Genomic DNA, 23955 nt, shown 5'->3' with positions numbered 1-23955 from the left:
AACATGGTGTACGGCGATGCGCAGGCCGTGCTGGTCAAGATGATTCAGGCCGTAAAGAACCTCGGCGAAGAAGGCGGCAGCCCCCATGCGGTCGCATGATAGAGCCGTTCGTTCTTTCCTCGAACTTGCGGCGAGTTGTCCCGTACCCGCAGGACCGACGCCAACCGAGCAGGCGGAGTCCAGCGCCGTCGCGGCGCCGCGCTATGGTCGTCTGGCGGGAAAGCAACCCAGGGGCTCGGTGCAAGCGACGCCCTCCGCCCGGTACCCGCCTTTTTCTCCAACGCACGTCCCCAGAAAGACCGCCGATGCGAGAGATGGCTTTTCAGGCGCGCCTAGACAGCAGGCAACATATCGACGGAGACTCAACAGAGCTGCAACCTTTGACGATCGGGAAGCGTGGGGCCGATGAGATCGCGCCTCAAATCGCTTATCGGGCGTGACTCTCGCTTCAAGACGCTGTCCCGATATTGGTCCAGCGAGCGTTGCTATTCACCGCTTGCCGTTGCCGCAAAGTTCCCGCAGTCGACGGCCCGCGGCTCGTCCACGGTTTTCGGCGGGACGTCGAGCACGTAGAGTTCGTGATCCGCAGTGGTGCGGAGATCGCGCCAGCGGACGGCGACGAGCTTGTTGCCGAAGCCGAGGAAGCCACCGCGGGGGAGACCAGGATATGGAGAATGTCGCGCTGTTCCGGATTGAGCACGATATCGGAGATCTCGCCGAGACGCTCGTCCTTTAGCTTTCGGATCTCCGAGCCGATCAGGATGTCGGCCCGCATGTAGGTCGCTCCAAGCCGGGGCGTTACAGGGTTTGCTTAGGCTGTCTGCCTCTCGCAATCCGCGCTCCAACGCCCTCGGGTAGCCAACCCGTTCATCCTGGCGCGGTGGGTAAAGGCGGCCTGGGCCTTCGCGACATTCTCCGGCTTGCCGGACCACGCCTTCTGTGGCGCGGCCTGCAGGGCGCGGCCATAGGAGAAAGTGAGTTCCCAGGGGAGTGGACCCATCTTGTTCATGGCGTCTAGATGGGCGGTCGCCTCTTCGGCGGGCTGGCCGCCGGAGAGGAAAGCGATACCCGGCACCGCCGCCGGCACGCAGCGCTTCAGCACCATCAAGGTCTTCTCGGCCACTTCCTGGACGCCAGCCTGCTTCGCGCATTTCTTACCCGTGACGGCCATATTCGGCTTCAGTACCATGCCTTCGAGGGCCACGCGCTGGTGATAGACCTGCTGGAAAACCTCCTTGAGCGTCCGCTCGGTGACCTCGGCACAGCGATCGATGTCGTGGTCGCCGTCCATCAGCACTTCCGGCTCGACGATCGGCACGATGCCATTCTCTTGGCACAGCGCCGCATAGCGCGCGAGCGAATGGGCATTGGCTGTAATTGCCGTGTAGCTCGGCACTGCACCACCGGCGATGGCGATGACCGCGCGCCATTTGGCGAAGCGCGCGCCGATCTCGCGATATTCGATGAGGCGCTCGCGCAATCCGTCCAGGCCCTCGGTCACGGTTTCACCCGGGCAGCCGGCCAAGGGCTTCGCGCCCTTGTCGACCTTGATGCCGGGAATGGCGCCGCTTTCAGCGATGATCTTGACCAGTAGCGTGCCATCCTTCGCCTTCTGGCGGATGGTTTCATCATAAAGGATGACGCCGGAGATGTATTTCGTCATCGCCTCGTCGGTGCGGAACATCAGTTCGCGATAATCGCGGCGGTTCTCCTCAACATTGGCGACATCGATCGTGTCGAAGCGCTTCTTGATGGTGCCGGTAGATTCGTCGGCGGCCAGGATCCCCTTACCTTTGGCCACCATTTTTCTGGCGATCGTGTTCAGCTCCGCGAGAGTCATAACGGTTTCCCCTTGCTGGTCGCCAGCGCCGCGATGCCCGGCAACTCCCGCCCTTCGAGCCATTCCAGAAAGGCGCCGCCGGCAGTCGAGACGTAGCTGAAGTCATCCGCGATCCCGGCGTGCTTCAGCGCCGATACCGTATCGCCGCCGCCGGCGACCGAAAGAAGACCACCTGCTTTGGTGCGCGCTGCGACAAGCCTTGCGATGGTCGTCGTGCCATGGTCGAAGGGGGGTATCTCGAAAGCGCCGACCGGGCCGTTCCACAACAGGGTATTGATCGTGTGCAGACGCCGTTCGAATTCGGCGATCGTGTCAGGACCGACGTCGAGGATCATGTCGTCGGCTGCGACCCCGCGCGCCTGAACCGTGCGATGCGGTGCACCCGCTTTGAAGGCCTTCGCCACCACGACGTCGGTCGGCAGGGTCAGAATCGTGCCGGTTTTGGCCGCGAGACTGGAGATGCGCTTGGCCGTCCCGAGCTGATTGGCCTCATAGAGCGATTTACCGACATTGATCTCTTCGGCGGCCAGGAACGTATTGGCCATCGCCCCGCCGATGACGAGGATGTCGACCTTTTTCAGCAGGTTCTCGATCAGGGCGATCTTGGTCGAGACCTTAGCGCCGCCGATGACTGCCAAGACTGGCCGCTTGGGCTGGTCTAGCGCCTTATGCAGATGGAGGAGTTCGTCCTGCATCGCTCGCCCCGCCGCCGAAGGCAGAAAGTGGGCCACACCCTCGGTCGAACCATGTGCGCGGTGCGCCGCCGAAAACGCATCGTTCACATAGAGATCGCCGAGTTCAGCCAGCGCCCGCGCGAAATCCGGATCATTCGTTTCCTCGTTGGCATGGAAACGGGTGTTTTCGAGCAGGACGATGTCGCCATCCTTCAGCTTCGACACCGCGGCCTTCGCCACATCGCCGATGCAATCGTCACCGAAGGCCACGGTGCGGCCGACGGCCTTGGCAAGCGCCGGGACAATAGGTTTCAGCGACATTTCCGGCACGCGTTTGCCCTTGGGGCGGCCAAAATGGGACAGCACGATGACGCGCGCGCCCTTTTCGGCTAGCTCCCGAAGCGTCGGCGCCTGCCGGTCGATCCGGGCCGTGTCGGTGATCCTGCCGTCGCGGACCGGCACATTGAGATCGGCGCGCACAAGCACGCGCTTGCCTCTCACATCGAGGTCGTCGAGAGTGGAATAGTGCTCGGACATATCAGTGATCGTCCTTGTTATTTCGGTAGATGCTGCCGTCCGTGAAGTCGGATCAAATTAAGCGATAGAAGCCCTCCCGCGTCCTTGACGAAGGTTAAAGACGAACCTGCGCTGACCCATCCCGCACGTTGGCGCCGAATCCATCCGAGGAGAGCTGTCTTGTCGTGGCTCATAGCCCAGTGGCGGCGCCTCGGCAGGGGTACTGCAGAAGCAAAGTCGCGGTGTGGTGGGCGGTCACCAGCACTTCGGGATCGGCCAGCCGTTCGGCGCTCATGCGCCCGCGAAATTCCGTGACCGAACTGGCCTCGTGCGCCTCCATCCATTCGGTGAACCCCTTGACGAGCCGGTCCAGATATCCCGGTCCGTGGCGCAGCGGCGCCGAGGTGGTCTGCACCGCATCCGCGCCCGCGAGCAGGTATTTTGCGACCTCGTCGGCTCCTTCGACGCCTCCGCTCGCGGCGAGACTGAGCGGCGTCTTGCCGGCCAGCAACGCAATCCACTTGAGGCGAAGACGAATATCCCCTTCTTGCGACAACTCCAGTTTCGGGCGGTACGTCATCGTCTCAAGGTCGATGTCGGGCTCGTAAAACCGGTTGAACAGGACGACACCATCAGCTCCGGCATCGGCGAGCAAACGCACCATGTGAGCCGGCGCGCTGAAATAGGGGCCGAGCTTGATCGCGAGGGGGATCTGCACCGCGCCGCGCACGTCGCGCACGGTCTCGACCAGTCGCTGCTCCACGTCGGCCGATGTCTCGGCGGGATCGGTGGGCATGTAAAAGAAGTTGAGCTCGATGGCTGCGGCCCCTGCGGCTTGAAGATCCAGCGCGATGTCGACCCATCCTTCACGCGTCATGGCGTTCAAGCTGGCGATCACCGGGACCGAGACGCTCTCGACGGCGCGGCGAACCATCTCGACGTGTCCCGCCTGCGGCCGGCGACACCCACACAGGGGCGGCAGATAGCTGGTCACCTCGGGATGGCTTTCCGCGCCGACGATCAGGGCAGCTTCCAGCGCTTCTTCGTCGGCAAGAATCTCGCCCTCATAGAGCGAGGCGGTCACGATCGCCGCTGCGCCGCCGTCTTCGAGCCGCCGGATGCCATCGAGCGTCGCCGACAAGGGCGAGGCACCGGCGATGACGGGGTGGGCGAGCTGCAGGCCGAGATAGGTCGTTTCGAGGTTCATGGAGCAGCCTCTTCCGTCCCGCGATCGGGGGTGACGTTCTCCTCCTGCCAGAACGGGTGGAACCGCGTTCCGTCCCTCGCTGCGATGTCCTCGTAGATCCGGTAGCGCTCGTCCACTGCAGCCTGGGCCTGACGCAGCAGCATCCGCGCCTCCTCGGGCCGTGTCTGAGTCAGGATCCGGTAGCGGAGCTCCTGATAGGCAAAGTCCTCGAGCGGCAGCCGCGGCCGGGTGCTGTCGAGCCGGAAGGGGTTCATGCCGGCCTGACGCATCCTGGGGTCGTAGCGGAACAGCGGCCAGTATCCGCTCGCCACCGCCCGGCGCTGCTGCTTCATGCCATCGCGCAAGTTGAGCTTCAGGCCATGCGCGATGCATTGGCTGTAGGCGAGGATGAGCGACGGTCCGTCATATTCCTCCGCGTCGCGCAGGGCCTGGATCGTCTGCTCCGGGCTGCCGGCAAGGGCGATCTGGGCGACATAGACGTAGCCGGACGCGATCGCCTGCAGTGCCAGGTCCTTGCGCGGCGTGCGCTTGCCGGCCGCAGCGAACTTGGCCGCGGCCCCGAGCGGCGTCGCCTTCGATGACTGGCCGCCGGTGTTCGAATAGACTTCGGTGTCCAGCACCAGGACATTGACGTCCCGAGTCTGAGCGAGAACATGGTCGAGGCCGCCCGAGCCGATGTCGTAGGCCCATCCGTCGCCGCCGACCGTCCACAGGCTCCGGCGCACCAAGTACTCGGCCAAGGCGCGAAGATCCCGCGACGGATCATCGGTCGCATCCGTCAGCGCGCGCCGGAGCTCCTCGACCCGTCTCCGCTGCGCCGCGATCTCGCTGTCGGTACGCTGGGATGCACCCAAAATTTCTTCGGCGAGACGGGAGCCGACACGCTCAGCAAGAGTCTGGACCAGGGCGCGCGCCATGGCGACCTGCTGGTCGATCGCGAGGCGCATGCCGTAGCCGAATTCAGCGTTGTCCTCGAACAGGCTGTTGTTCCAGGCCGGGCCCCGTCCATCGGCCCCCGTGCGCCACGACAGCGCCGGCAGGTTGCCACCATAGATCGACGTGCAGCCGGTGGCGTTGGCGATCTGCAACCGGTCGCCGAAGAGTTGCGACAAGAGCTTCAGATAGGGGGTCTCGCCGCAACCGGCGCACGCGCCTGAGAATTCGAACAGCGGCCGCACGAACTGCAATCCGCGCGAAAGATGAAGATCCACCTCCTCACGAGCATGTTCCGGCAGCGACTCGAAGAAGGCGAGGTTGCGCCGTCCCGGCTCGATCTGAGGCTGCCGCTGCTTGAGATTGATGGCCTTGACGCCAGGTTCGAGCGGATCGTGAGCAGGGCAATGATCGACGCAGAGGCCGCAGCCGGTGCAGTCCTCGACCGCGATCTGCAGCGTGAAGCGCTTGTCCGGATAACCGCGCGCATTGACGGGGGCGGAAGGAAAACCTTCCGGCGCCCCCTCCAGCAGCGCCGCATCATAGGATTTGGCGCGGATTACGCTGTGCGGGCAGACGATGCTGCATTGGCCGCACTGGATGCACAGATCGGATTTCCAGACCGGCACCTCGAAAGCGAGGTTGCGCTTCTCGTATTGCGTGGTGCCGCCGACGTAGCTGCCGTCCGCAGGGATGGCGCTAACCGGGATCTCGTCGCCGCGGCCGGCGAATTGCAGGGCGGCGATGCGCTTCATCTGGTCTTGCGCATCGGGCGGCACGAATACGCGCAGCTCCTCCGTCGAGGTGACCGCCTCCGGAACGACGACTTCGTGCAGGTGATCGAGCGCGGTATCGACGGCAGCGAAGTTCTTGTCCAGAATCGCGCGGCCCTTGTCGCCGTAGCTCTCCTCGATCGACTTGCGGATGCGGCGGACGCCCTCCTCACGTGGCAGGACGCCACTGATCGCGAAGAAGCAGGTCTGCAGGATCGTGTTCACCCGTGGCCCCAGCCCCAGGCGCTGGGCGACCCCGCTGGCGTCTATGACGAAAAGGCGCAGATGCTTGTCCAGGATGTGCTGCTGCACCGGCCGGCGCAGGTGGTCCCAGATTTCGGCCGGATCGTAGGGGGCGTTGATCAGGACCGTTGCCCCATCGCGGGCCTGGCGCAAGACATCCAGCTTGTCGAGGAACTCGAACTTGTGCACGCCGATGAAGTCGGCCGACGACAGCAGATAGGGCGCCGTGATCGGCGCGCTGCCGAAGCGCAGATGGCTGATCGTCTCAGCGCCCGATTTGTGGCTGTCGTAGACGAAATACCCCTGGGCATAACGCCCGGGGTCGTCGGCGAGGATCTTGACGCTGCTCTTGTTCGCCCCGACCGTGCCATCCGAGCCGAGACCGAAGAACAACGCGCATGTCGCACCCGGCGGCTCGATCACGAAGCCGGCCTCGACCGGCAGGCTGGTGCCGCAGACGTCGTCGTTGATGCCGACGGTGAAGCCGCTGCGCGGCTCGTCGGTCTCGAGGTGATCGAACACCGCCTTTGCCATGGCCGGGGTGAAATCTTTCGAGGACAGACCATAGCGGCCGCCGACCACCAGCGGCAGGGTTGCACGATCCCCGCGCGCAAAGGCGTCCGCCAAGGTGTGCGCCACGTCGAGGCAGAGCGGCTCGGCCGGCGCACCGGGCTCCTTCGTGCGATCGAGGACCGCGACCCGGCGCACGCTTGCCGGCAGCGCCAGCAGAAAGTCCTCGGCCGACCACGGCCGGTAAAGCAGAACCTGGAGGACCCCGACGTGCTCGCCCTGCGCGCTCAGCTGCGCGAGCGTGGCGCGCAGCGTCTCGGCCGCCGATCCCATGACCACGATGACACGCTCGGGCTCGGGATGACCGTCATAGCGGAACAGGTGGTATTGGCGACCGGTCAGCGCGGCAAAGCGGTCCATGGCCCCCCGAACGATCTTGGGTGCTGCGAGATAGAACGGGTTCACGGTCTCACGGGCCTGGAAGAAGGTGTCCGGATTGTGCGCGGTGCCGCGCGTCACGGGCCGTTCGGGGCTCAGTGCCCGTTGACGGTGGGCGCGCACCAGCTCGTCATCGATCATGGCCCGGATCTGTTCGTCGGACAGCATCGCGACCGTATTGACCTCATGCGAAGTGCGGAAGCCATCCATGAAGTGGAGGAAAGGCACGCGCGACTCAAGCGTTGCCGCCTGTGCCACCAGAGCGAGGTCGTGCGCCTCCTGCACCGATGCCGCGCCGAGCAGGGCGAAGCCGGTGCCGCGCACGGCCATGACGTCGGAATGGTCGCCGAAGATCGAGAGCGCCTGGGTGGCGATCGACCGCGCCGCCACATGGAAGACGCAGGGCGTGAGCTCGCCCGCGATCTTGAACATGTTCGGCATCATCAGCAGCAGGCCTTGCGAGGCGGTGAAGGTGGTGGTCAAAGCGCCGCCCTGGAGCGCACCGTGCACGGCGCCAGCGGCGCCGCCTTCCGCTTGCATCTCCTGGACGATCGGCACCGCGCCCCAGAGGTTCCTCCGGCCTTCCGCCGACCATTCGTCGGCGAGTTCGGCCATCGGCGAAGCCGGCGTGATCGGGAAGATCGCGCAGACGTCGTTGACGCGGTAGGCGACGTGAGCGACGGCGGCGTTGCCGTCCAGGGTCATCCGTTCCATGACTGCCGATCTCCTTCCGGGCACCTCATTCGCGCAGCCGGAAACGATGAGGCGCGAGCGGCTCGCCGTCCGGCCCCGGCGGGGCGGATTCTGGCCCAGATTCGGGCTGCATTTCGATGGCATGGCAGGGGCACTGCTCGAAGCAGATGCCGCAGCCGGTGCAGAGGTCGAGCTCGACCCGATAGCCGCGCCCGCGGCCGAGACGCCTGATCGCTTGCTCGGGACAGGCTGCGAAGCAGTTGTCACATTCGAAGCAGTTGCCGCAGGAGAGACACCGGCCCGCTTCGAACCGTGCTTCCTGCTCGCTCAGCCCCTGCACGACCTCCTCGAAAGTCGCGCGCGCCGCCAAAGGCCGTTGCGGCTCGGTGCTTCGGGCTGCCTCCAGGAATATAGGCAGGTCGAGCATGCCGAAGGTGATCGGCGGATGCTTCGCTGGCCGCTCGTAGACCACGCCCTGTAGCCAGGCATCGATGTGGCGCGCCGCGCGCTTGCCATGCCCCACCGAGACGGTGACCGATTGTTCGCCCGGCACCATATCGCCGCCGGCGAAGATGCCGCGGTGGCCGGTCATCATGTCGGGACCTACCTTGACCGCACCATTCGATGCAAATTCGACGCCCGAGACCTGCCGGAGAAAGCCGCTGTCCGTCTCCTGGCCAAGCGCCAGCACGATCGCATCGGCCGTCAGCGTCTCGAACCGCCCCGTGGGCTGCGGCCGCCCGTCGGTGTCGAGCTCCATCGTCTCGACGGTGAGGTCGGGGCCGATGATCTCCTTCACCGTGGTCAGCCACTTGATCTTGATCCCTTCCTCGATCGCCTCGTCGGTCTCGAAGGCGTGCGCCGGCATATGGGTGCGGTCGCTTCGGTAGACGATCAGCGCCTCGTCGGCACCGAGGCGTTTTACGGTGCGGGCCGCATCCATCGCCGTGTTGCCGCCGCCGTACACCACGACGCGCCGCCCGAGGCGCGGCGCCTCGCCGCTGCTGACATTATGCAGGAGCGAGACGGCGTCGAGCACCCGGACCGCGTCTCGGGCGGGAATGTCGACGTGCTTGCCGACGCCCGCGCCGATGGCGAGGAAGACGGCGTCGAAGCCGCCGGCTGTCTTCTCGGCAAGCACGTCTTCGACCTTGTGACTGGTGACGATCTTGACGCCTATCGCCTCGATCCGCCCGATCTCGCGCAGGAGGTCCGCGCGCGGCAGCCGATAGGCCGGGATGCCGAAATGCATCATGCCGCCGGGCAGCGGACCCGCCTCGCGGATTTCCACCGCATGGCCGAGCCGCGCGAGGTGATAGCCGGCCGAAAGTCCGCTCGGGCCTGCGCCGACGACCAGAACCCGCTTTCCGCTCGGTTCCGCAGCAGCCGGGTAGGGCCACCCCTTGGCGGCCGCCAGGTCGCCGAGAAAGCGTTCGACCGCATGGATGCTCACGGCCGCGTCGAGCTCGACACGGTTGCAGCTGGTCTCGCACGGGTGGTAGCAGACCCTCCCATGCACGGCCGGCAGCGGGTTGTCGCCTACCAGCATCTCCCACGCCTCCCGGAATTTGCCCGTTTGCGCCAGATCCAGCCAGGCCTGGATGTTCTCACCGGCCGGGCAGGCCGCATTACAAGGCGGGAGATGCTCGATCCAGCGCGGGAATTGTTGCCGCGTCGCTCCTGTCCCGACGGCAACGGCGCGCGTGCGGGTTGCGTCGGTTTGCTTCAGCATTGGTGCGATCCTCCCGTTTCTATCTCGCGCCGCTTGTCGCTCGCTTTTTGTCGCTCGGCGCGCGGCTGCCGATGCCGTGCTGTCGGTCGCGCTGTCGAACCGGTCTCGCGCAGGCAAGACGTCAGGATGAGGAACAGAACGATGGACCCGACCCAGATCAAATCGGTTTCCTGGAACCCCTGTAATATCAGTGAGCTGCTGCTAGAAAGCCGCTGATGGGCGAGGGCGAGGTCTGGACCCAGCATGGCGCTGTATCCGACCACCAGGAATTTTGTCGTCCCTGCCGTGCTGACCCTCACCTGATCGAGGTTCGCTTTCTTGATCATTAAACAAGGAATCATCGCCGCACCGGAGCCGAAAACATTTCCATTAGAGGCCCGCCGGCCCGCCGCGTCTTTAATGCGCGTTAAACAAATGCTCGAAGCACTTGAGTGTGCTTCTGCCATCCCCTGCGGCACCCAGGATGCATGCGAGCTTCGCGCCCATTGAGTCCAAGCTCGTTGACTGCGGCCGACCCCCTTATGCGTTCTTTCAAGATCAAGTCCTGGCGCGCCTGAGGTTATCTTTGATCCACATTAAAGACCCACGCGGCAGAAGGCCTGAAATTGTTTATGTCGAGATCGAGTTGGTGTGCCGAGGAGCACTCGGGAGGTGAAGATGAATCTCTTTCGTGTCGAGGCCGACAAGGAACGAGGCAAGGCGGAGGGAGCAAAGACGTGGCTGATCGAGGCGCACAGCCTGTTCGAGGCAATGTCGCTCGTCCCCGACGCTTACGCGGTCAAGTCGGTCAAAGTCCGGTTGGGTACAGCGTCGGGTTCAGGACCCGGACGGGTAATCGGCTGGGTGGGGCCGTCGACCATCTCGTGAACGGCGGTCACCTTCCGCGCCGTCCTGTGGTCAGGATCTGTCGTGGACCACGTCGGCGGCTCGTCCTCAAGAAGGGGAGGTCGGCATAGATGGATGGAACTACCGGCGATTCACAAACTTGGCGTCTGACATCGGTCCACGAATACGAAGCTCTTATTGGCGCCGAGACGGTCGAGCGCCTCCTCATGAAAGCGAAGAAGCTTCGGGACCTCCATGTCGTCAACGTCAACTCCACCTACTATGGTGGCGGGGTTGCCGAGATTCTGTCATCGCTGACCCTGCTGATGAATGCGGCTGGCATCCGGACTGGCTGGCGGGTGATTCAGGGTAGACCCGATTTCTTCAGCATCACCAAGAAGATGCACAACGCGCTCCAGGGCGCCGCCATCAATCTGAGCGACCTCAAGCGCGACATCTACGAGGAGGTCGTCTTCGAGAATGCGGCGCGGATGCATCTCGACCACGACCTCGTCATCGTCCACGATCCGCAGCCCTTGCCGCTCATCGACCATTTCCGACAGAAGGCGCCGTGGGTGTGGCGCTGCCACGTTGACCTGTCCAACCCCCATCGGGACCTTTGGTCATATCTTGCGCCGTTCATCGAGCGCTACGATGCCGTCGTCCTTTCGCTCCCTGAATATGCCCAGAAAATCACGCCGCCGCAGCGCTTCATCATGCCGGCGATCAATCCTTTCTCGACGACAAACAAGGAGTTGTCGGACGCGGAGATCGAAGATCGGCTCAGCCACTATGAGATCCCGACTGATCGACCCCTCATCGTTCAGGTTTCACGCTTCGACAAATGGAAGGATCCGCAGGGCGTGATTGACGCCTTCCGGATTGCCCGGAATGAGGTAGACGCGACGCTCGTGCTGGTCGGCAATATCGCGACCGACGACCCCGAGGGCCAGGAAATCTTCGAATCTCTCTGCAAATGCAATGAGGACCGCATCCGGGTTCTGTCCGTCCAGGACTCCGCTCTCGTCAACGCATTGCAGCGCCGCGCGGCTGTTGTGCTGCAGAAATCGATCCGGGAAGGCTTTGGTCTGACCGTGACCGAGGCCATGTGGAAGGGTACACCCGTCATCGGCGGCAAGGTCGGAGGCATCCGGCACCAGATCGAGGACGGGGTCAACGGTTTCCTCGTCGACAGCGTGGATGAGGCGGCGAAACGGATCGTCCAAGTCCTCAAGGACCCCGGCCTTCGCCGGCAACTCGGCGAAAAGGCGAAGGAGACGGTAAGGGAGCGCTTTTTGATGACCCGACTGATGGAGGACTGGCTGGACCTCATTGCGTCGTTCGAGCCGCACTTCCGATTAAGGGGAGGCAGCAGTGCGTGACGATAGAGCAGGAAGGCATTTCATGCACCAGGGCTCTCCACCAGCAGCAAAGACCGCATGCAACCTATTGGGCGCCAAAGGCGCGACCGGGTTCTCACCAATCAGCCATGAGGTGCTGAACAGAAGCGACACGATCGACCAATAGCAATGAGCGAAATTCGACAGGACAGGATGACCGGCAGATGGGTGGTCATCGCGCCGGAGCGCGGCCGGCGACCTCGCCAGTGGCACCGCTGCGAAAGCGAGGCCAAATCCGCGGCCCCCTTTGATTCGGCTTGTCCCTTCTGTCCCGGCAATGAGCGGCTGTTGCCGGGGATCATCGAAGAGGTCAGAAGCCACAAGGTGCCGGGCTGGCGCACGCGTGTTGTGCCCAACAAGTATCCCGTTCTGCGTTCCGAACACGGCTCAGCACCGATGGGTGAATCCACGGGTCCAGTCAGGGCCGGATATGGCTACCATGAAGTGATTGTTGAGACAGCGCGCCACGATGCGGATTTCACGACGCTTTCAGATATTGATCTCAACGCCGTCGTTCGGACTTACCGGCAGCGCTACGTGGAGCTGATCTCGCGGCCAAAGGTCAAGGTCGTCCTCGTTTTCCGGAACCGAGGCCGGGGCGGGGGCGCATCCCTTGTCCATCCCCACTCACAGGTGATCGCCATCGGCATGATGCCGCCGCAGCTCTCCGCGGCGTTCGCCTGGGCACGGTCATATTACGCAGGACAAGGCCGATGTGTGACGTGCGAGGAGCTGGAGCGCGAACTCGCGGACGGCCGCCGGGTCGTCGAGGCGACAAAGCATTTTCTGGTCGTTGTGCCATTCGCAGCGGCTAGCCCCTTCGAGCTGTCGATCCTGCCCAGGCGGCATCAGGCCTCGATCGCCCAATGCGACGACACAGAGTTGGCCGAGCTTGGGCGAATCCTGCAGCGCGCGCTCCGCCGGCTCAATGCCGTTCTCCACAAGCCGTCGTACAATTACGTCATCGAAGCTGGCGCGGCAGAGCACGCCGATGCTCCGTACTCGCATTGGCGGCTCCGGATCGTTCCCGATCTCGTCACGCCGGGCGGCTTCGAGTTGGGTGCCGGTCTGCCGATCAACCCGTCACGACCTGAGGAGGATGCGGGAATCCTCCGCGCCGAGGCCATTCCGGCGAGGGGACGTGTCAAATGAAGGCCACTGTCCTTGAAAGCGCGCCAAACGAGGCGTCGGCCTTCCAGATTCGCCATGACGCCTCGAATGGTTCCAGCACGCTTTCGAGAATCGAGGCTGACGTAGACGACGATCCGATCCGAAGCACCAGAAAGGCGTCGCACTGGCTGACGAGCCGCCGATAGCGGCGGAGAGGGGTCGTGTGCAAATGGGGAACACCGGATTTGGTTCTGAACTCAGGCGGCGCTAAGGTGTACTCCGCCGGAGCGCACATTATGTCGACCTGAACGGTTGTTCTTTCAGCGGGTTGCCGAAGAGTGCATCCGTCCCAAGCTGTCGTTCGATCTCAAGCAGCCGGTTGTACTTGGCGATCCGCTCGCCGCGGCACGGCGCGCCGGCTTTGATCTGCCCACCGCCCATAGCGACGGCGAAGTCGGCGATGAAGGTGTCTTCGGTCTCGCCCGATCGGTGCGAGATCACGTACCGCCACCCCGCACTGCGGCAGAACTCTATTGCGTCGATCGTCTCTGAGACCGTGCCGATCTGGTTGAGCTTGATGAGGGCCGCGTTGGAGCACTTCTCGTCGATGCCGCGCCGGATGAAGTCGATATTGGTCACGTAAATATCATCGCCGACGATCTGGATGCGGTCGCCGAGTACCGCCGTCATGCGACGAAAGCCGGCCCAGTCGTCTTCGGCCAGGCCGTCCTCGATCGACACGATCGGGTACTTGCGGACCCAGCTCTCGTAGAGCTCAATCAATTCTGCCGCGCTTTTCCGGCCTTGGCCCGAACGCTCGAGATTATAATTTCCATCATGGAACGACGTTGCTGCCGGATCGAGCGCGATGTAGATGTCCTCGCCGGGGCGGTAGCCGGCTCGTTCGATCGCCTGGACGATCAGCTCGCAAGCGGCCTCGTTGTCGGCCAGTCTTGGGGCGAAGCCGCCTTCATCGCCGACTGCGGTCATGTGGCCACCGGCCGCCAGCAGTGCGCGCAGGGCATGGAACGTTTCGGCTGCGTACCGCACTGCTTCCCGGAAGCTCGGCGCGCCCAGCGGCATGATCATGAACTCCTGAAAATCCAGGCTGCTGTCGGCGTGTCGGCCGCCGTTGAGCACGTTCATCATCGGGACCGGCAGGCGGACGGGCCTGCCGGCTGCAAGGTAGGTATAGAGGGGTTTGCCAGCCGCCGCAGCCGCCGCGCACGCGACGGCCATAGAGACGCCCAGGATGGCATTGGCGCCGAGGCGTGCCTTGTTCGGCGTTCCGTCGAGGTCGACGAGAACACTGTCGATCTCGATTTGGGCGCAGGCATCGCGGCCGACGACGGCATGGGCGATCTCGGTCTCGACATGCTCGATCGCCCCCAGCACGCCTTTGCCGGCAAATCGGTTCGAGTCCCCGTCGCGTTGTTCAACGGCCTCGTTCATTCCGGTGGAAGCGCCTGATGGCACGCTCGCAGTACCTCGAATCCCCGATTCAAGTTCGACGGTGACACGAACCGTCGGATTTCCCCGTGAATCGAGGATTTCGAGGCCATTCAGATTTGCGATCTTCGTGTTCATACCATTGATCTCCGGGGCCGAAACACACAATTGGCCAGAGCGGATATCGGCTTGCTCAATGCGACCTCGCAGTCCTCTCGTCAGGCTGCACGTCGATATACCCCACCCAGGGTGCCTGCTTCGGTCCGCCCGTGCCCAGTCCATGATTGCAGCAGGTCCGGATCGATGCCTGCGAGGTCCACCAGCTTGTCGGGGTCTAGGATGCTGAGGCGTCGGTAACAGAATTTGAGGATACCGTCCTTGCCAAGATCCCGCAGGACCCGGTTGACGTGAACGCCGGTCAGACCCGTCGCATCCCCGATATGCTCCTGCGTCAACGGCAGATGCATTTCCTCGATCTGGTGCCCAGGCCATTGTGCCCGGGAACGGACGAACAACTCGAGCAGGAGGCGGGCAATCCGTTCGTGTGCCGACCGCCGGCCGACGCTCGTGAGATGATCGAATGACAGGCTACGCTCCCGCGACATCAGCCAGGCGAGCCGCAGCCCGATGTCCGGATGCCGCAGCGACAAGGGACCCAGAGCCTTGTGCGGAATGACGCAGACGACAACATCCGTTAGCGCTTGCGCGCCGAAGGTTATCGTCGCGCCGTGCTCCGAATGAAAGCCGAGCATGGCGCCGGGCAGCGCGAAATCGAGAATCTGCCGCCGCCCGTCGGCGAGAAGGGCGTAGCGGAACATCCATCCATCGACGAGATTGTAGATCGCGTCGCATGGTTCGCCGAGGCTGAGGAGATCCTGACCGGTCTTTAGGTGCCGGTCATTGGACCTGTAGCCGGAAATTATCCCCACCGTGCCTGGGGTGTAGCCCGCACAAAGGCCGTCGGTGCGGGCCTGGCATGTCTCGCAATCGACACGAGTACCTCTTGGTGTCTTCGTGATATTCGCCATTGCTGCGTCTCCCGGAATTGAAGCCAATCCAAATATTGGCGTGTCCAAGCTCCTGACTGCAAAGACCGGTCGCACATCGACGTTGAGAGATGCTCGCGCCCAATGCGGATCGCCTTGAGGCAACCCTAGACAGACAGACGCCGTGACGGCGGAACGATTACAGTGATTCCAGGGCGAGTTCGCCAGGTGCTGGCGCGGCGGGATGTCCGAAGGCGTGAGAGTGGATACCTCATTCGCAAGCGCGGTGTCCAAAAGTCTCGCGTAATCGCACTATCCGAGCCCGCGCGCGGCGAGGAGTGTCAGCCTTGCAAGTGGTCGATGCAGTCATCTTGAAGCGCTGCATAAATTGTCTCGATCGATGCATCTGGCATTGCCATGCTCGCGAAGATCAGCCGCCCCTCTCGCCCCGACCACCGGAGTCCTTGCGCGTCCCGATCTTTGCGAGCGGCGTCGAGGCGCTCATCTACGGTTTCATCATCGAGCCCGGGATTCGCGGGATGCGTACGACCGGGATCGATGTGCGCCTGGGCGCGCGTAGCCGCTCCGTGGACGCATCGCGACTAATGAGTCCCGCCTCCGGCTCGGGTCCCTGCTCAATGGCCGGGACGCGCTGTCCTGCGCAGGCGCACAGAAGTTTAACCCAAGGCAAAGATTCGACCAAGTGCCGTCGGCATAGTTGCCGCGTTATTGGAAGCCTTCCGGCCCTGCCCTGACGAATGCGAAGCGTCACTCGCCGCACGGTCGGCGATTGGTCGGCTGGAAGACCAGAATCCAGGTGTGATCATGGACCGCACGAAGAGGATGCGGCTTGTTTGCGTGAAGAAGATAGAGGCGCGACTGATCCGGCATCGGGCCGGGCCCCTCCGCGCCGCTTGCACGACCGATGAAGGGGCTACGCCATGGAATGGCTTTCGCAGAATTGGCTTTGGGTGCTGATCGGAGTCGCCTTCATTGCCATGCACATGTTTGGCCATGGTGGTCATGGGGGGCACGGCGGTCATGGAGGACATCGCGGCAGCGGCTCCGGCGACCCGAGTACCGGCCGCGAATCCGCAGAACGGCGCGACGAGGATGCACCGCCCACGCACCGGCATTAGGGGCCGCGCTCGGGTTGATGCCGGCCCCCCATGGACGCGTGTGTGGCAAGAGCGACGGGTCTTACGCGCGGACGGCGTTTCGCCGCGCGCAGGTCTTCGTCCCCATGCGGAATTGAACGGAGCGTGCGATGTTGAACACGAAACTGGTCACCTGGTCATTGGGAATCTGGACCACCATCACCTTTGTGGTTTGCGTGATTTACGGGCTGGTCACACCTCAAAGTCTGCGCATGAGCGGATTTCTCGAAATGATGTTGCCCGCCTTCAAATGGCTCACCTGGTGGGGCTTCCTGCTCGGTCTCGTCGAGGCCTTCCTCTACGGCGCCTATGCCGGTCTCGTCTTCTGCCCGATCTACAACTTGCTGCACCGGCGATGGGGCCTGCAAGCAAGGACGGCGCCATCAAGCAGGTCGTCCAGCGCTTGAGCCCATGCGAGACACATGTCGTGGCGTTCCATAAACCCTCCGATCGCGACCGCGGCCAACGGCATTTCCCGCGCTACATCCTCCACCTTCTATTGCTGCGGGAGTCCGTCCTCGCCGATTGTAGCTCGCGGCAACCTCTATGAGGTCGCGCTGTGGGAAGATCTGGTGACGTGACGGTGCAGGGCGATGAGGCCTTCTATGCCTACATGGTCGACAATCAGGCGATCGTCATCCCCGAGACCATCGACGCGATCCGCGCGCTCGCCAGCCGCGAACGCGACGCAAACGTTTCGATTGCGACGACCAATACAGCATTGGGTATGGGCACATTATTGACCTGAGTACTCTCTCTGCACCCCATCGGAGCGCTGCACTTCCCGTGGGTGTCGCGGGCGTGGCCCGCAAGAAGTGAGAATTTGCGGCCGCAGGCGTTGCGGCTGAATTTCCTTGGCGCGCCGCTCGCCACCTCCTCGCGCGCAACCGCCAAGAAGCCATCCCGGGTTCTCCATTGGATCCGTTCATCTTGCGGCGCAACATCGTCTACTCTTCGTGGAGACGGCGATCCGGCCCGAGACGCAGGCCTGCGCCATATCGGTATGAAAACTTGCTGCATTTACGGCGGCCGAACCACCATTCATTTGGTGACGGGCGAGCGCGAAGCCACCCAATAGGAGCCCAAAGTGCCAGAAAGCATGAACTCTTCGATCGGCAGGCTTGCGAATCTCAGCCCCGACAGCGCGGCGAAATCCCAGGCCCACTCCGCTACAACTGGGCGCCCAATGCTTCTGGTCTTCGCAGCTGCTATGCGGCCCGCCTATGCAGCGGGAAGATCGTCGAAGCCGATCGCAAGGTCTTCGACCGCATGCGCGCAGGACCCCAACCGGATATCGATTCCAGCGGTTCGGAGTTTCTGGGCTGCGGGTCCGCTGATGAAGCCCAGGACGAGCCGATGAACCCCGGTCTTCAGGATCAGATCGCACATCGCCTCGTCTGTATGCTGTCCCTTCGCGCGAAACTCGCGGCAGCCGCTCGCGGGATCGATGATTAGAAGACCATCGCATTTGCTGAAGAACGGACACAGAACCGTCCCGTCTCTCGAATGCATCACCAACAGCGCCGTCCGGCGCGATGGTTCAGGCGAAGTTAAAACCGAGAGTGCCATCCTTCCCTCGCTGAACGAATGTTCCAATGCCGCAAAATAGATGGATATCCAGCTGCAAACCTTAATCCCGATCAAACGGTTCACGGTTCACGGATCGCGGGACAAGGCCGCGACGAGATTGGGACGCCCTATAAGGCCCGGCAATCGCCGTTGCTGCAGGCATGCTCGCTTGAGCGAATGTGCCAGCGGCGGCGCCAGCGAGCCAGTGAAGACTTTCAGGTTCTCAAGGGCGGTTCGCGACCGCGTCTTATGCCTGCGCCTTGCCAGTCTTGAGCAGGTCCATCAACTCCATCGGGAATGGGAAGACGATCGTGGAGCTGCGCTCGCCGGCGATGGTGTTGAGCGTGGACAGATAGCGCAACTGCATCGCTTCGGGCTGCCGCGCAAGGATCTCGGCGGCCTCAAGCAGCTTCTGGGCGGCTTGGTGCTCGCCCTCGGCATTGATGACCTTGGCGCGCCGCTCGCGCTCCGCTTCGGCCTGACGCGCGATCGCACGGACCATGGATTCGTCTATGTCGATATGCTTGATCTCGACATTCGAGACCTTGATGCCCCAGGCATCGGTCTGACCATCGAGTATCGCCCGGATGTCTATGTTCAGTTTGTCGCGTTCGACGAGCATCTCATCGAGATCGTGTTTGCCGAGCACCGAGCGCAGCGTGGTCTGCGCGAGCTGGCTCATCGCGTAGATGTACTGCTCCACCTGAATGATGGCGCGCTCCGCATCGACCACATGAAAATAGATCACGGCATTGACGTGAATGGAGACGTTGTCCCGCGAAATCAGGTCCTGGGTCGGCACGTCGAGGACGATCGTCCGCAGGTCGACGCGAGCCATCGTCTGTAAGAAGGGCAAGACCAGGATCAGACCAGGGCCTTTGACACCCTTGAAGCGGCCGAGCGTAAAGACGACCGCTCGTTCATATTCGCGCAGGATACGGATCGCGCTCGCGAGGTACAGCAGGACAATGGCGGCGACCACGATCCAGACGATCGAATCGGTTGTCAGGGCGATCGAATTGTCAGTCATCGTATGCTCCTTCTCCATGTTGGTCATCGGGGGGCAGAGCCGTATGGGGCCAAGTCAGGTACCGCCCGTTCCTGGAGGAATCTTTGATGGAGATTGAACTCCAGGACTTTTGCTCAATCCGTTTCTCAACCGATCTCGGCTCCAGTTGGGCAGCGGGTTTGACCCGGCTGCAAAGGAGACGTTCTCCTTCGTCCCGGTTCTTCATCCGGATAGCGCCGATGGATAGGAAGGCGTCGAGCGACCGCTACCCGGCAACGTTTTCCAGCACAGCGATGGCGGTCGTAGAGATCAGGTCCGGCGATAAGTCGATGGCCGGTGGCGGAGCCAATGAAGCCCCCGCGCTGTCCGCCGCTCAAGCGCGAGGGTCCGCAACATGGCGATTGCCTATACTGAGGACTTGGCCCGCAAGGCAGCAGCCCTCGAAGCAATGCGCCCACCGCTGCTGAAAATGGCCGAACGCTGCGAGGGCGATGACTGCCCTGTCCGTCCTATTATCGACCCTTGTGCCGACGGGCGGAGAATGATTGCACCCGGCCATTCGGCCAAGCTCGTTTGTGCGCCGCAGATTGACGACGGCAGGCAAGGCGAGGGTGTGAACTGCGATATGCTATCCCGTGGGCTACGAACCCCTTTCAATCTGTCGCGGGAAAAATCTTCATTGGTACGCGGTGAGGGCCCTGCATGGTCCGCTGCGCGCCGATTTGGGGCCGTTCGGATTGCAAGTTGGGATCAGTGACGCCCATCCATACGAGTTGGCGGCGATACAACAGCGTCCGACCGGCCCGCACACATCTGACATGCTGCTGAAAGACCGTCTGTCGTTGTCAGCAATACCGGTGCAAAACCCCCTCCGATCGTCCGCATGTTCGTCGTCTGTCCTTGATAGAGCCTCGCCGCAACCAAAAGCATGCGCCCGTCGTAGGTATAGAGGCGCACATCGATCTTGCGTTGCTGCTTCTCCCCGTCGAATTCTATGAGGCGCTCGCTTGGGGCGACATAGGCCTGCGCGACATAGTCGCCCTGGCAAATCTCCTGCCAGACCGTCTTCGTCAGTTTGTCACCGCGATAGGCAGCCCGGCTACCATAGCCCGACGAAGGCTTGAAAAAGAACTGCTTTCGGTTGCTCCAGAAGCGATCGGCACCTTCGGGCGTGACGCGTTCGGTGGCTGGAACGCCTGCGGACAATATCCGGATCAGGGCCGGATCTACCCCCCATTCTGAAAGCCGGGCTGAATCGGAAAGGAGCGTCAAATTGCGTTTGTCGGCGAACAAAGCGTGGTTGTGGGGATTGGGCGTCAAGACGACCGAGCCATCATCATAGGCCGCGCGCAGCGCCGCATGACCGGGTTGTTCGAGCGAAAAATCCGTCAATCGGTTGTAAACGAGATCGATACGCGTACCGCTTCGACAAAGTTCGCCGTCGCAATATTCCAGTTCTGACGGATCGGCGATGCAAACCTCGTAGCCATGGCGTTGCAGCAGGCGCTGCATCAAGAGGAATTCCGGGTAGAGATATTGTTCTCCCGGACGATCATCGACGATCGCGATCGTTGCGGGCGATCCGCTTTCGCGTTGGTGCCGCCATTCCCGTGTGAACATCTCGGCAACATTCGTATCGAATGCAGCCAGATCCATAAACTCCGGGATGACAGCACCGCTACAGCAGGAGCGTTGGGCGCGCGCGAGAGAAGCATTCAGGATGGCCCCGCCAGCATTCGTGTTGATTTCAATGAGCGCCGGGCCATTGCGTCCGAGGTGAAAATCATATCCCATGAAGACCCCCCTCGGTCCGAAGTCCCGCATCGCGCTCACCGGCGCCCAGCCAAGCACTGCCGCGCGATAGGCGGGATGACGAACGACGGCTTCGATCGCCTCGACGATGCTCTGCATCTGGTCGAGTTCTGCTGCGTCAAGAAACACCGCGACATCGGCAAACAGATGAGGGCGTGATTCGCCCAACCAGCTGTAAAACGCGGCATCGCCCGTCTCGTGTGCCAGAGCCGTGCGCATCGCCGTGCGATCCAGCGTTATGCAAACGCAGCCGGCGTTCAGCGGCGCAGTTGGCACAGGCGAAGGTTCCGGGATCCTTGTCATCTTTTTACTGCTGATTCCCCGAGAGCATTGAAGGCAAAGGCATTTAACTGGTCAAGCGTTAATACTGGTGCCGGACGGATGATGGGGGGGTGGTGGGTTCATAATGACGCCGGTCAATCAATTATGAAGCCGCAATGAGACTCCGAGTTTTATCCTATTTTCTGCATCTATCCTTTTAGGTGGTTCAAACATCTGAGCCCAACATTACGAAAGCAAAGGCATCTCGGAGAGAAATCTAGCTTTATCAATAGCGTCTTTGTGCAGTTGACGCCCAATTATTGGTCGACCCAGCGAGGATCCAAAGTGCGTAGAATTCCGGCTTGGGCCATTTCCTACTGAAAGCACTTTGGCTTGATACGTCATCGCCCCGAAGCGGCCATTCCGGGGTCGGTCATGACTCGCCGAAGCCGATAATGGTACCAGTGAAATCGATTCTATTTCTGGCCAGTATTATCCTCGGATTTCTGGGCCGCTTCGGCCATATCCTTCCATTTGCCCCAGCGGGGAACGAACATAGGCACACGTAATTGATACGCTCGATAGACATCTCCGAAACTCTCAACCATCTGCCGCTCTTCCTTGCGGGCAAGCAAATAATAAGCGAACACGATCAATGGGAACAGGCTAACCGAGAAAATGGTCGGCCAATGCACGATCCCTTCGCCAAACAGGGCGAGAAACAGCCCCATATACTGCGGGTGCCTGACGAACCTGTATAGACCTTCCGTTACCAGCTGGTGCTGCTGCCGAGCACGATAGACGTCACGCCAACCCTGGATGAACAGGCCCACTCCGATGAAGGCGAGGCTGTAGCCCAGTATCATCGCCACCAGCATGCCGGTTTCACCGACGCCGACGAGCGTCGACCATAAGCTCGCACTGACATATCCGCGGTCGAGACCGAACAGACGAACGAGCAAGTAGATCGTCAGCGGGAAACCATACATTTCGGCGTACAGAGCAATTATGAACGCCTGCACCAGACCTGCGCCGGCCCACTCCCGCCAGGTCTTCGGTGCAAAATACCGATAGAATATCCATGAAACCGCAACGATCACAATCGCGGCGAGTCCCCATCCAAATGCGCCCATGATGTCTCTCCCAGCACTGTTCAGTTTTACATAATCCCCCGTGCAGGACGAAATGATGCCAGATCAGTCCCTTCGGGTTAAGTCGCCATGAGGCAAGGGGGCTTTGGTTCTATTGTTTTCACCAACAGCGTCGGACTTCCGCTCGCAGTTCGCCGCGAGAAGATACGGTCCTGGGTCCAAGATAGCTGCCCTATTTGGAGATGGTGGGTTCCAGGCCGTGATGGTAGGATAGCTCGACAGGCAACCACCGTCTCCGGAAAATGTGCGCCGGTGTTGAACGCTCGTCTGTCGTCGTCCGCCAAAGACCGCCTGTGAGACAGCTTCATCGTCTCAATGGAGCCTTCGATGCTCGCGGGGAGGGATGGGCATCTCGCCGGCGTCGTCACGGCCGCCGGGACTGTAATTTGAATGTGAGCAGCGCGTCTATGTTAAGGTTGCGGGCCGCGCTCTTCGTGTCGTGCTTTCGATTTGAGGGCCATGGGAGATCGTGCCTAGCGCCCCAAGAATACGGGATCATACCTATGTCTTTGCCGCTCAGATGATTGATCCTGCTTGGAAGATTGGAGTCGACATTTTGCCACCTGGAAGGAGGATCCGATGCCACATTCCCAAACCAATGGCAGCCCAGAAAACGCGCCGCTCCGAGTCTTCTTTCCCGGAAGTGAGCCAGCCGTGAGGAAGGCTGGAAAACAGCGCTCCGAAATTCTCGCCTGCCTCGACGATGATTCGAACTGCCACGTCGTTGCGCGGCATGCGCTGGCGCTGGCGGCCATATTCGGCTTGCCGGTGACATTTGCGCACGTTTTAGAAACGATGCGCAATGCCGACTTCCCTGCCGACCCTCTTGAGTGGCATCTTCATTTGAACGAATGCAGCGAGCGACTCGACCAGATCATCGCGGAAGAAGGCGGCCGGGGGGGGGGCATCGGCCGGTTGCTGCTAACCGGATCCCCCGCCCGGCAACTCAACGGCTGGGCGCAGGACCATGCCGGGGCACTGCTGGCATTGGCGACGCATAGCCATGAGTCAGAAGGCTCCACAGGACTGGGGAGCACTGTGCAGAAGATACTCGAGCGAGCCGTGGCTTCGCTGTTACTGATCCCCGGCGAGGCGGATGGTGCCGAGACCGTCACCTATCGAAGGCTGATCCTCCCGCTCGATGGCTCTCCTCAAGCAGAAAGCGTGCTGCCGGTTGCCGTGAGCATGGCGCGCGCGCAGGGAGCCGAACTGATCCTCGCCCACGTTGTTCCCAAAGTCGAAACCATCGACCGGAATCTGCCTCAGGCGGGCGCGGGCGAGCTTTGCAGCAAGCTCATGGATCACAATGAGGCGCGCGCGCGCAGCTATCTGGAAAAGCTGCGCACCCGGCTTTGGCATGACGGTATTGCTGCGCGGGCCGTCGTGGAAATAGATGGTGATCCGCGTAATCGGCTGCGGCGTCTCGCCATGCAGCACAATGCGGACCTTCTCGTCGTTTCATCGCATGGCCACAGCAACCTCAGCGACGTCGCGTGTGGCAGCGTCACCGAATATCTTGCGACGCACGCTCCATGCCCCGTGCTGATTATTCGCCCAAACTTCCAGATCAACGCGGCAGAACACACTCTTGAGGGCCCAAGTCTAGCGCCTTCGGGACGCAGCCAACTCGCCCAATAGTGGCAGACGTTTCACCGGAATCTGTGGCG

The 23955-nt window shown here is 62.2% G+C and carries 21 protein-coding genes; 8 read left to right on the top strand and 13 right to left on the bottom strand.

Annotation, left to right across the window (positions count from 1 at the left end; all coding sequences use genetic code 11):
• Positions 1–448: 448 nt before the first annotated feature.
• The 7 genes from L3X40_RS03515 to L3X40_RS03485 all read right to left on the bottom strand — a co-directional run bounded on the left by L3X40_RS03515 (position 449) and on the right by L3X40_RS03485 (position 9885).
• On the bottom strand, positions 449–775 hold the full coding sequence (locus L3X40_RS03515) for a PRC-barrel domain-containing protein (protein ID WP_237364409.1): 327 nt from the start codon (positions 773–775) through the stop codon (positions 449–451).
• Between the two features lie 36 nt (positions 776–811).
• A complete protein-coding gene (locus L3X40_RS03510) occupies positions 812–1840 on the bottom strand; it encodes a class I fructose-bisphosphate aldolase (protein WP_237364408.1) in 1029 nt (342 codons plus the stop codon).
• On the bottom strand, positions 1837–3051 hold the full coding sequence (locus tag L3X40_RS03505) for a phosphoglycerate kinase (RefSeq protein ID WP_237364407.1): 1215 nt from the start codon (positions 3049–3051) through the stop codon (positions 1837–1839). The genes L3X40_RS03510 and L3X40_RS03505 overlap by 4 nt, the downstream gene beginning before the upstream one ends.
• Before the next feature lie 169 nt (positions 3052–3220).
• Positions 3221–4237: a dihydroorotate dehydrogenase-like protein gene (locus L3X40_RS03500; protein WP_237364406.1), complete on the bottom strand. Its 1017-nt coding sequence runs from the start codon at positions 4235–4237 to the stop codon at positions 3221–3223.
• Complete coding sequence (nifJ, locus tag L3X40_RS03495; protein ID WP_237364405.1) at positions 4234–7848, bottom strand: pyruvate:ferredoxin (flavodoxin) oxidoreductase; 3615 nt, start codon at positions 7846–7848, stop codon at positions 4234–4236. Before nifJ ends, L3X40_RS03500 begins: the two co-directional genes overlap by 4 nt.
• A gap of 25 nt (positions 7849–7873) precedes the next feature.
• Positions 7874–9559 carry an NAD(P)-binding protein gene (locus tag L3X40_RS03490; protein ID WP_237364404.1) on the bottom strand — a complete coding sequence of 562 codons (1686 nt, stop codon included), beginning with the start codon at positions 9557–9559 and terminating at the stop codon, positions 7874–7876.
• Complete coding sequence (locus L3X40_RS03485) at positions 9553–9885, bottom strand: hypothetical protein (protein ID WP_237364403.1); 333 nt, start codon at positions 9883–9885, stop codon at positions 9553–9555. The genes L3X40_RS03490 and L3X40_RS03485 overlap by 7 nt, the downstream gene beginning before the upstream one ends.
• Positions 9886–10210: 325 nt before the next feature.
• Here L3X40_RS03485 and L3X40_RS03480 point away from each other — a divergent pair, with 325 nt between their 5' ends.
• From L3X40_RS03480 to galT, 3 genes are all read left to right on the top strand, one after another.
• Complete coding sequence (locus L3X40_RS03480) at positions 10211–10426, top strand: hypothetical protein (RefSeq protein WP_237364402.1); 216 nt, start codon at positions 10211–10213, stop codon at positions 10424–10426.
• Positions 10427–10515: 89 nt separating this feature from the next.
• Positions 10516–11766: a glycosyltransferase gene (locus tag L3X40_RS03475; RefSeq protein WP_237364401.1), complete on the top strand. Its 1251-nt coding sequence runs from the start codon at positions 10516–10518 to the stop codon at positions 11764–11766.
• Positions 11767–11913: 147 nt separating this feature from the next.
• Positions 11914–12936, top strand: a complete 1023-nt coding sequence (galT, locus tag L3X40_RS03470; RefSeq protein WP_272907917.1) for a galactose-1-phosphate uridylyltransferase — start codon at positions 11914–11916, stop codon at positions 12934–12936.
• Positions 12937–13188: 252 nt separating this feature from the next.
• Here galT and eno read toward each other — a convergent pair whose 3' ends face one another.
• Positions 13189–14481, bottom strand: coding sequence for a phosphopyruvate hydratase (eno, locus tag L3X40_RS03465; protein WP_237364399.1), 1293 nt, complete (start codon positions 14479–14481; stop codon positions 13189–13191).
• 80 nt (positions 14482–14561) lie between these two features.
• Positions 14562–15371, bottom strand: coding sequence for a Crp/Fnr family transcriptional regulator (locus L3X40_RS03460; protein ID WP_237364398.1), 810 nt, complete (start codon positions 15369–15371; stop codon positions 14562–14564).
• Between the two features lie 899 nt (positions 15372–16270).
• On the opposite strand from L3X40_RS03460, the gene L3X40_RS03455 reads away from it, so the two are divergent.
• The 4 genes from L3X40_RS03455 to L3X40_RS03445 all read left to right on the top strand — a co-directional run bounded on the left by L3X40_RS03455 (position 16271) and on the right by L3X40_RS03445 (position 17234).
• Positions 16271–16468 (top strand): DUF2933 domain-containing protein, encoded by a 198-nt coding sequence (locus tag L3X40_RS03455; RefSeq protein ID WP_237364397.1) that lies wholly within the window; start codon positions 16271–16273, stop codon positions 16466–16468.
• Between the two features lie 128 nt (positions 16469–16596).
• Positions 16597–16893 carry a DUF5676 family membrane protein gene (locus L3X40_RS03450; protein ID WP_237364396.1) on the top strand — a complete coding sequence of 99 codons (297 nt, stop codon included), beginning with the start codon at positions 16597–16599 and terminating at the stop codon, positions 16891–16893.
• Positions 16842–17036, top strand: a complete 195-nt coding sequence (locus L3X40_RS22485; RefSeq protein WP_445177146.1) for a hypothetical protein — start codon at positions 16842–16844, stop codon at positions 17034–17036. The genes L3X40_RS03450 and L3X40_RS22485 overlap by 52 nt, the downstream gene beginning before the upstream one ends.
• 9 nt (positions 17037–17045) lie before the next feature.
• Positions 17046–17234: a hypothetical protein gene (locus tag L3X40_RS03445; protein ID WP_237364395.1), complete on the top strand. Its 189-nt coding sequence runs from the start codon at positions 17046–17048 to the stop codon at positions 17232–17234.
• A 473-nt stretch (positions 17235–17707) separates the two neighbouring features.
• Here the strand turns inward: L3X40_RS03445 and L3X40_RS03440 are convergent, their stop codons facing one another.
• From L3X40_RS03440 to L3X40_RS03425, 4 genes are all read right to left on the bottom strand, one after another.
• A complete protein-coding gene (locus L3X40_RS03440) occupies positions 17708–18055 on the bottom strand; it encodes a NifB/NifX family molybdenum-iron cluster-binding protein (RefSeq protein WP_237364394.1) in 348 nt (115 codons plus the stop codon).
• 247 nt (positions 18056–18302) lie between these two features.
• Complete coding sequence (locus L3X40_RS03435; protein ID WP_237364393.1) at positions 18303–19085, bottom strand: slipin family protein; 783 nt, start codon at positions 19083–19085, stop codon at positions 18303–18305.
• Positions 19086–19814: 729 nt separating this feature from the next.
• The gene (locus tag L3X40_RS03430) at positions 19815–21179 is read right to left on the bottom strand and encodes a hypothetical protein (protein WP_237364392.1); all 1365 of its coding nucleotides are present in this window, start codon (positions 21177–21179) and stop codon (positions 19815–19817) included.
• A gap of 434 nt (positions 21180–21613) precedes the next feature.
• Positions 21614–22270 carry a methyltransferase family protein gene (locus tag L3X40_RS03425; RefSeq protein ID WP_237364391.1) on the bottom strand — a complete coding sequence of 219 codons (657 nt, stop codon included), beginning with the start codon at positions 22268–22270 and terminating at the stop codon, positions 21614–21616.
• A 597-nt stretch (positions 22271–22867) separates the two neighbouring features.
• On the opposite strand from L3X40_RS03425, the gene L3X40_RS03420 reads away from it, so the two are divergent.
• Positions 22868–23926, top strand: coding sequence for a universal stress protein (locus tag L3X40_RS03420; RefSeq protein ID WP_237364390.1), 1059 nt, complete (start codon positions 22868–22870; stop codon positions 23924–23926).
• Positions 23927–23955: the final 29 nt, after the last annotated feature.

Source organism: Rhizorhapis sp. SPR117 (assembly GCF_021742065.1).
Note: the sequence above shows the minus strand (reverse complement) of the source record. Positions and strands in the feature narration are given on the sequence as shown.